We start from the raw sequence: 12,462 nt of genomic DNA, 5'->3' as shown, positions 1-12,462 counted from the left end.
AAAAACATGGGTTTGGATAAATTAAAGGTTGGATTGATTTACGGTGGTAAGTCTGGTGAACATGAAGTATCATTGCAAACGGCATTTTCGGTAGCCGCAGCATTTGATTACGATAAATATGAGCTACGTCCATTTTATGTGACCAAGGAAGGACAATGGCGTGTAGGGGAACCACGCAATAGAGCTTTTGATGAGTTAGGGGAGTTAAAGCTTGAGAATCAAGGGGATCAGGGGAGCTCAGATCAGACCTCAACAGCGATTGAGCTTCTTTTTAGCAAACTAGCTACAGGTCAAGGTGCGATTGACGTTGCTTTCCCATTGGTACATGGTACATTTGGTGAGGATGGCACAATTCAAGGCTTATTTGAAATGGCTGACCTACCTTATGTTGGGGCAAGTGTGCTTGCATCTGCGGCAGGAATGGATAAAGTAATCATGAAAAAGCTTTTTGCAGAAGCAGGCTTAGAGCAATGTAAATATTGTTATTTTACCGCTTCAGAATGGCAAGCGAACAGTTATACTTACATCCAGCAGGTGGAAGATGAGCTTGGTTATCCTTGCTTTGTCAAGCCAGCCAATCTTGGTTCTAGCGTAGGTATCTCTAAAGCAAATAATCGTGAGCAATTAGAGCAAGCGGTTTTATATGCGTTTAAATATGACTTGAAGGTCATCGTTGAGGAATTTGTTGATGCGCGAGAGGTTGAAGTTGGCGTATTAGGGAATGATGAACCATTAGCCTCTGTACCTGGTGAAATTGTTTCTTCGGGCGAATACTACGATTATCAAGCAAAATATATTGATGGGAAATCACAAATGCTGATCCCCGCTCCACTAGATACTGAGGTTGCTGATGCAGTACGTGATTTGGCAGTAGCCGCTTTTAAAGCAGTGGCATGTACTGGGCTTTGTCGAGCGGATTTCTTTATTACGAAGTCAACTGGGCAAATTTGGATTAACGAAGTAAATACAATGCCAGGCTTTACCTCATATAGTATGTATCCACTGCTATGGAGAGAGACAGGGGTAGGTTATTCTGCATTAATCGATCGCCTTATTTCGTTAGCGATGGAGCGTTATAACGTTCGTAAGGAGCTTCATTTTGAAAAGGAGTTACTTGCATAGGAACACAAGCAAACTCTTGGGATTGCTTAAGATTTTTAGGGTAATACCAGCTAGCGTGGCAAGTGTAGCCGTAAATTTGCTGATAATATAGTAGACACACTTCATTCACATCACTAGAAACCAAAAAGGAGGCAGTATCCATGGGATTTGCCACAGAGTTTAATTCAGTATGTAAATTTAAAAATGAACAAGAGTTATATGAGCTTTTGGAGTATGGTCGTGGAAAAATGCTCAAAAAAGGTCTACGTGTGTACCCAACCGGCCAAAAGGTGATTGCATATTCACTAGATAATCAAGCAGTTGCTATTGTTAAAATTACAGCGAGTGTTGCTGAAATTAATTTTAATGGCGAAGAGGTTACATCTGTGGAGCTACAGCTTGTGCGTAAGCTTACGGAGGAAGAGGCAGCGATTCAAACTGCTTTAGCTTATGAAATGTTTTTTGGCGAGGCAGAGTAAAAGGTGATTGTCCGATTTGGTTATGTCGCTATGTCTACTACGGTTCAGCATGCATCACCCTCCAGAACGATGACGTTCAAGACGTTTCAAGGTATTGAGGATCGCGCCGCTGCTTTGCGACGTTTAGAGTCAATTGCGCGTGAGAACCTGCATAACACCTTACGTTTGCTTAGGCATAATGCAGCACATGGAATTCAGGTGTATCGATTTTCCTCGAAGCTTATTCCACTTGCAACACACGGTGAGCTTGGGGACTGGAATCCATATCCTGTGCTGCAGGACGCCTTTGAAGAGATTGGCGATTTCGTAAAAAAGCATGAGATGCGAGTTTCCTTTCATCCAGATCATTTCACAGTGCTAAGCACACCAAGACCAGAGGTGCTTCGTAACTCAATTCGTGACTTAGAGCATCATGTCGCTATGCTCCAAGCGATGGGTCTAAGTGGACAAGCTAAAAATAATATCCATGTTGGTGGCGCTTATGGAGACAAGCCTTCGGCGGCGTCGCGTTTTATTGAGAATGTCACCGCACTACCTGATGAGATTAAGGAAAGGCTTACCTTTGAAAATGATGATAAAACCTTTAACGCTGTTGAAACGTTGGATATATGTAAAAAGCTAGGTATCCCTATGGTGCTTGATATTCACCATCAATGGGTAAACAATGACGGGGAATCTCCAGCTGATCTATGGAAAGATATCGCTAAGACATGGACAACCCCCTATGCTCAGGCTGGTTCAAGTCCTGATCAACCTTTGCCTCCTAAAATTCATACATCTAGCCCTAAAAGTGTAAGCGATCCTAGAGGACATGCTGATCATGTAATCGTAACTCCCTTGCTTGATTTTTTGCGCAAAATTGCACCTACTACGAAGCAGGTGGATGTAATGTTAGAGGCGAAGCTTAAGGATGGGGCTTTATTTACTCTAATGGCGGATTTGGCGGAATTTCATAATGAGGGCGTTGAGATTATAGATGAGGCAACCATAGTGATTAAAGGTTGAAAATAAGCTGTAAATACGGTAAGTTGGACACAAGCATTGCTTTGAAATAAAGCAAAAGAGGAGGCGTTTTGATGAGTAACTTATTAGCTGGAAAAAATATTATTGTAATGGGTGTTGCCAACGATCGCAGTATCGCATGGGCGATTGCTCAAAGCTTAGCTGCTCAAGGAGCACGTCTTGCCTTTACATACGAGAGTGAACGTGTAGAAGGTCGTGTACGTAAACTAGCCGACACTATTCCAGGGTCTGTTATTTTACCTTGTAACGTGGCAGAGGATAGCGAAATTGATACGTTAGCAGCGAAGCTCAAGGATGAATTTGGTGTGTTACATGGTCTTGTACACAGCATTGCCTTTGCTAAAGCAGAGGATTTAGCAGGTGGTTTCGTGGAGACATCTCGTGATGGCTTTGCCCTTGCCCAAAACATTAGCGTATATTCATTAGTGGCAGTCGCTGCAAAATTGGCTCCATTAATGACCGAAGGCGGCAGCATCTTAACAATGACGTATATGGGTGCTGAACGTGTAATGCGTAACTATAACGTGATGGGTGTGGCAAAAGCAGCACTTGAATCGTCTGTCCGTTATTTAGCAAATGACCTTGGTCCTCAAAATATTCGTGTTAATGCGATTTCCGCTGGACCAATTCGTACCCTTGCCGCTAAAGGAATTAGCGACTTCAATTCTATTTTGAAGCAGGTGGAAGAAAAAGCACCACTTCGTCGTACAACAGAGGTGGCTGAGGTTGGAGATACAGCGATGTTCCTAATGAGTCAGCTTTCCAGAGGGATTACTGGTGAAGTTATTTTTGTAGATGGTGGATATAATATTGTAGGGGCTTAATACCCCATACTAGCACATTAAAAGTTCGTCCCAAGGTAGGCATTGCTTATGAAAGGGTACGGGCTTTTTGTGCAAATAGAGCCAGAACGCCTTTTTTATGTCGTAGTACAGACAAAGGACGTCAACTTTGAAACTCTTTTAACGTATATTTAATAGAGAGATTATGATTGGAAATTGGCTCAATACTATAATCAATACTAGACAATCTAAGAGGTAAGAGGCTACGTAGCAGAGAGTATCAACCGCTGCTAAGGTTCCACGTTTTTTAAAAATGTGTTGAGCTGATGAAATTGGACCTCAAGTGACCTGCTCCTTGCTAAGTTAGCTTATTGTCTAGTTCTGATTTTAAAATGACCTAGAAATTTTTGAAAAATTTAAGAGTGTTAGAAATTTAATGTTATTATTTTCTTAAAAATATTGGCTCAATCTTGAAATTAGTTCTTGATCGCTAACCCAAACTAGCGAAGAGACAGAGCGATTCTGAAGATTGTCTCTTAAAATCAAATTCCATCCATAAATAGACTTTAATAAAAAGGAATATGATTTTAACACAATCGCAAGAACGCTCTGGAGCGTAGCTATCAGACTCCTATCGTAGTCAAGTACTAATTTTTAAATAGAGCCAAAATATTGTTTTGAAATTCAAGTTTACTATAGAAAGTAGAGTGAGAGCATTGGATTTAATTGATAAGGTTCCTTATGTAGTAGGAAGTAAAAGTCCAACTGCTGTGGCGATTAATAGTGCAGCTAAAACAGGAGAATGGATTAAGAGTCGTTTAGGCGCAGTGAAGGAATTATCTACGAAGTTTTCGTCACAGGATTTAGTTACAGATGTGGACAAAGGTGCGGAAACAATGATCCGTAATTTAATTCTAACCCATTTTCCCGATCATACGATTCTTGGTGAAGAAGGTGTAGAGCCAGGTTCAGCAGCATCCATTGAGGCGTTACAAAATGCACTTGATGCAGAATATTTATGGATTGTTGATCCGATTGATGGAACGACCAACTTTGTGCAAGGTTTTCCTTATTTTTGTGTATCGATTGCCCTTGCGTATAAAGGCGAGTTAATTGTTGGTGTCATTTATGACCCGATGCGTGATGAATTGTTTGTCGCTGAAAAGGGCAAAGGTGCTTATATCCATGGCGTAAAGTCTGAAGTCTCTGTTGAGCAAAAGGTAAGCGACAGCGTACTAGCGATTGGCTTCAATCCCGATCGTGATTATGCATTGCCTTTGAATATGAAGGCGATTAATGCTTTAGCGGATCAGACGCGTAGCTTGCGGGCGATGGGCTCTGCGGCGATGCATTTAGCTTATGTGGCTGCTGGAAGGCTAAGTGGCTATTACGAGGTAGGTTTAAACTCTTGGGATATTGCAGCAGGTGTGTTGCTCGTTCAAGAATCTGGCGGTAAAGTAACTGATACGTTAGGCAACGATTTTCATCTAGGTGTTCGTAACTTGATTGCAACCAATGGCAAAATTCATGATGAACTGGTGCAGAAAATTGAAGCCGCGGGTGCGACTGGTTTGTAATTATTTTAAAAGGATCTAATCAAAATTAGGGGGTTGACAATAATAGAGGTGGAAGGCTACAAGACAGAGGGTTCTTCCGATCATTGTTAAAACCAAAGTAAACGTCCTGTAGTTGCTATGGGGCGTTTATTTTTAGTGTTTATACTCAAAACTCTGTTCAAAAGGAGCGGGTCTAATTTTGCTAAATTTAAAAAGAAAGCTATTTTCGCTCATTATAGTCATTGTAATAGTAACAAACATGATGATCCCATCAGCTATACTTGCATCGGACTTAAAACCATACACCATTGTAGCCTTAGGAGATTCCATAACTGCGGGTTTTGAACCTGATCGTGAGCTTGGCTTTGATACTTATGGCTTTGTGGAGCGGCTGGAGGAACAAGGCTGGTTCCATAATGAGACAAAGGCAATTAATTTAGGTGTAGTTGGTTTAACAAGCAATGGTCTATTAAATTACGTGACCGCATTGCAGAATGGTAAGGTGGTTACTGCGGAATCTATTCAGGCAAATCTGAATGATGATCGTATAGTTGAGCTTGCCAAGGGGATTAGTACAAACAGACAAAAATTAATAGACGCAGATGTAATCACAATTACGATTGGTGGAAATGATTTAGTTCAGGTAATAACAAGGCTTAAATTATCTAACCTTACACAATTCAAGTCAGACGTAAATGCTGCCATAGCTGCTTATAAACAAAACTTACAAAAAATAATTGAAACTATTTATGCCATAAATCCTACAGCCAAAATTGTTGTTGCGGATCAATATCAGCCAATTCCTCAAAAGACAGTAGGCTTCTTATATCCATTTTTACAGGACAGCATGAAGCAATTTAGCGAATCAACGGAAACGGTAGCAAGCCAATTTCGCAAAAACAATAGGCAGGTGAAGGTCGTGCATTTAGCTAACCTGTTTAAAGGGAAGGAGTCTGTTTATACACATATTGATACCCATCGTGATATTCATCCGAATCAAGAGGGATATCAGCTTATTGCTAAGGAGATAAGCTCGTTAATCTGGGGGAACTATTTAGATACGGCTGGGAGTAAAGGAAAATCACCACTAGCTATCGTTTTTAGGGGACATGAGTTGAAATTAACCCCTGTGTTATCTCCTTTATTTGCTAATGGAGTTATTTATGTGCCTGTGTCAGAGCTAATAAACGGATTAGGTGGAAGTGTAGGTTGGAAAAATACGACTAAAAGCATCAGCATACAATTTGAAGGCAAAGAGCTGCTTCAAGAGGTAACAACAATGGAACGTACGAATCATATTGAAGAGCAAGATCATGCGTTATTAATCGATAGCAAAAATAGCAAACAAGGCAACAAAGGAGAGCAAGGCAGGCAAGTAAAGCAAGGTGCAATAACCTATATCTCGTTACAATGGATTACAGAGCAATTAGGCTTAAAAATGAAATATAGTGACCATATGAAAACGGTGTTTATATTTTAAATAAATTAAGAGCTTTAATCATTGCTAGATGATCCGATCCTCCTATTTTTATCGACGAATAGAGTAGTTTATAGTAAAATAGTCCCTATTAAAGAAAATGGAGGAGAAGGAATGAAAAAATCCAAAATAAAAATATTACTAATGGTATTAGTATTTTCACTTATGATTCCAAGTGTCTCAGCTTACGCGAAAAGCTATTATATTTTTAGAGATGTAAGTTATACATATTGGGCTAAGGATGAAATTCATAGTTTAGTTCAGCTAGGTGTAATTAAAGGCTTTGAGGATAAAACATTTAAGCCTGCTGAGCCAGTGACGCGTGAACAGTTCGCTCAGCTACTTATGTTGGCATTTTATCTTGATATTCCAGCAGAGGATATTGAACAATCGTATCGTGATGTGGGCAAATCCCGTTGGTCTTTTTCCGCAATTGAGGCATCCAAGGATTTCTTGACTGGATATTATCCGCCAAATGGCCAAGCCTTTTTTGATCCAACTGCTAAAGCAACACGTGAGGATGTTGCCGTTGCGCTGGTGAAAACGATGAACTATCAGCCAGATGATCTAAAGAATCCAAATATTTTAGATTATTATTACGACGGTAATGAAGTGTCTCCTAATTTGGAAACCTATATGGGTATTGCGGTTGAAAAGAAGCTTTTGACTGGTTATGAGGACTTTACCTTAAAGCCAAATGCTCCTGTTAGCCGTGCAGAAGCAGCCGCTCTCATTTATCGTGTACTTAAAGGCGCTTCTGGAGACAGCAAAGCTACATTGGAATTAAATGTGGATGTACATGAGAAAACCTCTACATCTACGGTGTATGTCACTGGTGACGTAAATAAGGGCGCGTCCGTATCTATCAACAACAAACCAGTTGAGGTTGTCCAAGGTCAATTCCGCTGGGCGGTTAAGCTAGAGCAAGAAGGAACATATACGTTCACTATCGTTGCCCGTATCCCTGGTGGTAAAACGGAAACAGTAACGAAAAAGGTAGTATTTGAAAAGGGTGGACCAACATTAGAGGTTAAAGGGGTTCCAGAGCAAACTGATAATAAATCGGTCAAGGTATCTTGGACCGCCAAGGACGCTAATAACGGTAATATAACTGTGTATGTAAATGGAGATAAGCAGTGGGGTAGTGCTTCATCCACCACGGTTCAGCTTCAGGAAGGTAGCAACACGATTATTGTTCGTGCGGAAAATTCAGACGGAAAATTTGTTGAAGTGAAAAAGCAAGTTATATTAACAACAGGTGGCCCAACATTGTCGGTTGAAAATGTACCTGAAACAACAGATAAAGAATCAATCACTGTGAACTGGACAGTCAAGGATAAAAACGATATTTCTCCAGTCGTGTATGTGAATGGTGAGAAGCAGTCCACTTATAGGAATTCGACTTCAGTTCAATTGAAGGAAGGACTCAATCAAATTACAGTTAAAGCCACTAATAATTCAGGGAAGACAACAACAGTAGTCAAATCTGTTACCTTTAATGTAGGCGGTTCAGCTTTAGTTGTAGGGGACGTACCTGAAATAAGTACTAAAGAGTCTATTAAACTCACGTGGTCAGTTAAGGATGCTAACGATATTTCTCCAACAGTTTATGTTAATGAAGAGGAACAGAGCAGCTATAGTAAATCTACGTTCATTAATCTGCAACCTGGGATCAATACGATTAAGGTGAAAAGTGTAAATAAGCTCGGTAAAACGACAGAAGTAACAAAAAGTATTACGTTTGAGCCGCCAGCGCCTACTTTTGCACTAACGCATGCCCCAGAGACCACCACATCTCAGAGAATTACAATTAGCTGGAATTTATCAGATGCTAATGATCCCAGCGTAAATCTTTATTTGAATGACGAGAAATTATCTACTTACAGCAAATCCTACACTGCCAACTTAACACAAGGCGAAAATATTTTTAAATTTGTTGCGACAAATAAATACGGTAAGTCTACCGAAGTCGTATACAAAGTAAACTATACTACTCCATCTACACAAGCCGAAACTACGCCATTGGAGTAGGGGTGAAAAGACAGATTCCAGTATAACTGTGATCTGTCTTTTTTACATAAAATAAAAAGCGTTATATAAAGAGATGTCGTTGAATAAAACCAATATCTGGGATACGATAACAATATAGATTTCTCAAGTTGAGTGATTCATTGAAAAGTTTTTACTAAAAGTGCTGAAGGGATGGAAGGTGGGTAATGAAATTAAGGATACTTAAAAAATCAATTCCTTTCATTATTGTTTTAGCAATCATAACGATAATTTTCCTTAGCTTTTATCAATTTCCTAAAAAAATAGACATCATAGTCTCAGCAGTAAGCTTTTATGAAAATGACTCTACTTCCACACAACAAACCTCAATTAAAGTTTCAGGGGTGCTGTACCAGCCATTGTTCAAACAACACAAATTTAAGGGCAAAATCATTATAGATAATTTGGAGTTTACTAAAGAGAAAGAGACATTTGATATTTACATTACAGAAAAAATAAAAGGGATTAATGTGAGTAGCCTAACTTACTACAAGCAAGTAAAGCTTTTCGATTCTTATGATAATTTAGGACTTATCTGGTTTGATGACTCCTTTGAGCATATTAATATTGGAACCAGATTGGCAGAAAATAAAGATTTGATCTATTATATCGTATCGGGATCTTCTTACGATGAGGCACTGGAGACACAAAAAATGATGCGAAATAGGTTTGGTCGTTATTTTGTGCCAAATGAATAAAAAAAGATCGCCTTTAAAACCAGATTACACACGATTACACGTGGATTGCTCCTAACGAGCAGCTCTCCTGACGTGAATATCTGATACAATCTAGTTTTTTGGCGACTTATAATAGTTAGTCTCAAATTTTATGTTATTCCTTAAACGGCATTAAAACTCCGACTTCATCGCCTTAAAGGAAGCCTCAGCTGCCTCAAGCGTGAAATCAATATCTTCATCAGTATGCGCCGTAGTTAGGAACCACGCTTCATACTTAGAAGGGGCTAGGTTGACACCTCGGTCTAACATATGACGGAAGAAGGAAGCAAATTGCTCGCTGCTTGTATCTTGTGCTTCATCGTAGTTTGTAACAGGATGATTGCAGAAATGCGTAGAGAAAGCACCACGAATTTGGTTAATGGTTAAATCAATGTTATGACGACCTGCTGATTCTGCTAAACCTGTCGTTAAGCGAGTAGCTAAACGTTCCATTTCATCGTATACACCTGGCTGCTGTAACACTTCTAAGCAAGCAATCCCTGATGAGATCGAAGCAGGGTTTCCTGCCATCGTACCTGCTTGATAGGTTGGGCCTAGTGGGGCAACCTGCTCCATAATTTCCTTGCTACCACCGTAAGCACCAATCGGTAATCCACCACCAATAATTTTACCTAATGCAGTTAGATCAGGGGTGATTTCTTTATGATTAGCAAGTCCAGCGTAAGTCTGTGTAGATCCATAATGGAAACGGAAGGCGGTAATCACCTCATCGTAAATGACTAAAGATCCGTTAGCATGAGCTAGACGACACACATCCTCTAAGAAGCCCGCCTTAGGCATGACCATGCCAAAATTGCCTACAATCGGTTCAACCATCACTGCTGCGACATCATCACTCCATTTGCTTAATGCAGCTTGTAGGGCATCTGCATCGTTAAATGGAACAGTAATGACCTCTTGTGCTAAGCTTGCTGGAATTCCTGCACTATCAGGAATGCCTAACGTAGAGGGTCCAGAACCAGCGGCAACCAATACAAGGTCAGAATGACCATGGTAGCAGCCAGCAAATTTAATAATTTTATTCCGCTTCGTAAAAGCACGAGCCACACGAATTGTGGTCATGACAGCTTCTGTGCCTGAGTTCACGAAACGAACCTTGTCCATAGAAGGGATCGCCTCTTTAAGCATCATCGCCAGCTTGATTTCAAGCTCAGTTGGTGTGCCATACAATACACCGTTAGCGGCTGCCTTTGTAATCGCTTCGGTAATATGAGGGTGAGCATGTCCAGTAATAATTGGACCATATGCTGCTAAGTAGTCTACATAACGATTGCCATCCACGTCCCAGAAATGAGCACCTTGAGCCTTGCTCATAAATACAGGTGCTCCGCCACCCACCGCCTTGAAGGATCGAGAAGGACTATTGACACCTCCTACAATATGCTTCAATGCTTCAGCGTGAAGATGTTCTGATTGACTGCGATTCATTTCAAAAAACTTCCTTTCTCACTTGGGTTTACGAACAAAATTGCTAAAGTGACACCTGCCTCTGTCTATACTTAACACACTAATACATTAAGGTGAAGAGGAGGGGGCTGTTCCTGACTTCGATGAGTCGGGGGATGAGCTGCCATTTGAGCCACTACCCTTTGTTTGATTTGCGTTATTATTATCGGTCATCTTATTTACTGTACCGTTGCTGTCCTCAGACTGTTCTTCCTGCTTGTTAATATCCTCTGTTTTATTTAGCTGTTCTTGAACAAAGGCTTTCAGTTCTTCCTCATCTCGGACGCCTAACACTTGTGCGCCACCTACTGTTTTTTCTACTAAAAGGGACATCGGTGGAATTTGTTCACTTGCAGTCATTGTACCATCATAGGCAATTGTAGCAAGCTTCCACATATCATTAACAGATAAGTTTGTATCGATATAAGGATTTACTTTTTCTAATATGTTAGGTAAATTCATAATCGTCGTCGTTGATTTTAGCTTTTTCGTTATGGCTTGTAGGAAGTTACGTTGACGTTCAGTTCGACTATAGTCACTCATCCTATCGTGACGGAAGCGTACATATTGTAGCGCTGTTTTACCATCTAAATGCTGCATGCCCTTTTTAAGATCAATATCATATTCATGTTTATCTGCTTTACTTGTATATTTCATATTTTTTTCAACATAAAAATCAACGCCATCAACAGCATCAACTAACGCAATAAAGCCTTGGAAGTCAGTATAAACATAGTACTGAATCGGGATGCCTAATAAATCAGATACCGCTTGCATCGCCGTGTTAGGGCCATGTGTAATCGCAGCATTTATTCTTTCTGTGCCATGCTCTGGTATTTTGGTGTACGTATCACGCATAATAGAGAAGAGGGAACCACGTTTTGTAACAGGATCAATGGAGGCAACTAGCATCGTATCAGAGCGAGGGATCTCGCCTTTTTGCAGTCCACGCGCATCTACACCCATTAACAAAATGTTAACACGTTCTGTACCTTCCCATTTTGGTGGCTCAGGCACTTTGACATCGGTTGGCTGAACTTTATAGAAGGGGGAATCTTTACCTTCTTTTTTGAAATTATCTACTTGGTTATAAATTGCGATAAAATAGTAGGCTAACCCAGCCAAAATTACTGTAAGTACACCAGCAATGGACCAGATTATGACTTTTTTCGAGCGTTTTGTCATTAAAATTCGTTCCTTTCGCATAAAAACGATAAAATACTACTATGTTAGTATAATTTTTTTTACACTTACAAGCAATTTTAAAAATAACTATGAAGGAGTGTTTGCGTTTATGTCAGACCATCAAATTACGATTGGACAAGTTGTTCCTGATTTTACCCTGCCAGCATCAGGTGGAGAATCCATTTCACTATACAGCTTTAAAGGAAAAAATGTAGTGATTTATTTTTATCCAAAGGATGCTACACCAGGTTGTACACAAGAGGCATGTGATTTTAGAGATCAAAGTGCAATCTTTGCTGAGCTTAACACTGTCGTGCTTGGAATTAGTGGAGATAAAGTAAGCAGTCATGATAAATTTGTAGCAAAGCATACGCTCACCTTTCCGTTGTTATCTGATGAAGAGCATGTCGTAAGTGAGCAATTTGGAGTGTGGCAGCTTAAAAAGATGTATGGACGTGAATATGAGGGCATTGTTCGCTCTACCTTTCTTATCGACGAAGCAGGTGTGCTAGTTAAGGAATGGCGTAAAGTATCTGTCAAAGGACACGTAGAAGAAGTGGTAGAAGCAGTAAAGGAACTAAATCACTCTAATAAATGACTCTAATAAAAAAACTTTAACGATGCTTA

Annotated in this window: 11 protein-coding genes; 9 read left to right on the top strand and 2 right to left on the bottom strand. The window is 40.1% G+C overall.

The window, feature by feature from the left end:
• Window positions 1-6 precede the first annotated feature (6 nt).
• From ABE099_RS12830 to ABE099_RS12795, 8 genes are all read left to right on the top strand, one after another.
• Complete coding sequence (locus tag ABE099_RS12830) at window positions 7-1,122, top strand: D-alanine--D-alanine ligase (protein ID WP_430031252.1); 1,116 nt, start codon at window positions 7-9, stop codon at window positions 1,120-1,122.
• Between the two features lie 140 nt (window positions 1,123-1,262).
• Window positions 1,263-1,580 carry a hypothetical protein gene (locus ABE099_RS12825; RefSeq protein WP_210089762.1) on the top strand — a complete coding sequence of 106 codons (318 nt, stop codon included), beginning with the start codon at window positions 1,263-1,265 and terminating at the stop codon, window positions 1,578-1,580.
• A gap of 3 nt (window positions 1,581-1,583) precedes the next feature.
• The gene (gene uvsE, locus ABE099_RS12820) at window positions 1,584-2,585 is read left to right on the top strand and encodes a UV DNA damage repair endonuclease UvsE (RefSeq protein ID WP_430031250.1); all 1,002 of its coding nucleotides are present in this window, start codon (window positions 1,584-1,586) and stop codon (window positions 2,583-2,585) included.
• A gap of 71 nt (window positions 2,586-2,656) precedes the next feature.
• Window positions 2,657-3,427 carry an enoyl-ACP reductase FabI gene (gene fabI, locus ABE099_RS12815; RefSeq protein ID WP_430031247.1) on the top strand — a complete coding sequence of 257 codons (771 nt, stop codon included), beginning with the start codon at window positions 2,657-2,659 and terminating at the stop codon, window positions 3,425-3,427.
• A gap of 674 nt (window positions 3,428-4,101) precedes the next feature.
• Window positions 4,102-4,962 (top strand): inositol monophosphatase family protein, encoded by an 861-nt coding sequence (locus ABE099_RS12810; RefSeq protein ID WP_430031245.1) that lies wholly within the window; start codon window positions 4,102-4,104, stop codon window positions 4,960-4,962.
• Between the two features lie 178 nt (window positions 4,963-5,140).
• A complete protein-coding gene (locus ABE099_RS12805; RefSeq protein WP_430031243.1) occupies window positions 5,141-6,421 on the top strand; it encodes a GDSL-type esterase/lipase family protein in 1,281 nt (426 codons plus the stop codon).
• A gap of 111 nt (window positions 6,422-6,532) precedes the next feature.
• Window positions 6,533-8,449, top strand: coding sequence for an S-layer homology domain-containing protein (locus tag ABE099_RS12800; protein ID WP_430031241.1), 1,917 nt, complete (start codon window positions 6,533-6,535; stop codon window positions 8,447-8,449).
• Window positions 8,450-8,634: 185 nt separating this feature from the next.
• Entirely contained in the window at window positions 8,635-9,165 is a 531-nt protein-coding gene (locus ABE099_RS12795) for a hypothetical protein (protein ID WP_430031239.1), read from the top strand.
• Between the two features lie 150 nt (window positions 9,166-9,315).
• Here ABE099_RS12795 and ABE099_RS12790 read toward each other — a convergent pair whose 3' ends face one another.
• The gene (locus ABE099_RS12790) at window positions 9,316-10,632 is read right to left on the bottom strand and encodes a glutamate-1-semialdehyde 2,1-aminomutase (RefSeq protein ID WP_430031236.1); all 1,317 of its coding nucleotides are present in this window, start codon (window positions 10,630-10,632) and stop codon (window positions 9,316-9,318) included.
• 87 nt (window positions 10,633-10,719) lie between these two features.
• Complete coding sequence (locus tag ABE099_RS12785; RefSeq protein ID WP_430031234.1) at window positions 10,720-11,835, bottom strand: LCP family protein; 1,116 nt, start codon at window positions 11,833-11,835, stop codon at window positions 10,720-10,722.
• A gap of 109 nt (window positions 11,836-11,944) precedes the next feature.
• Here ABE099_RS12785 and bcp point away from each other — a divergent pair, with 109 nt between their 5' ends.
• Entirely contained in the window at window positions 11,945-12,433 is a 489-nt protein-coding gene (gene bcp / locus ABE099_RS12780) for a thioredoxin-dependent thiol peroxidase (RefSeq protein WP_430031231.1), read from the top strand.
• The last annotated feature ends 29 nt before the right edge of the window (window positions 12,434-12,462 follow it).

This window comes from Paenibacillus turicensis (assembly GCF_050461185.1).
Lineage (GTDB): Bacteria > Bacillota > Bacilli > Paenibacillales > Paenibacillaceae > Fontibacillus > Fontibacillus turicensis_A.
The sequence above is the reverse complement of the archived record's forward strand: the minus strand, read 5'-3'. Positions and strand labels throughout refer to the sequence as shown.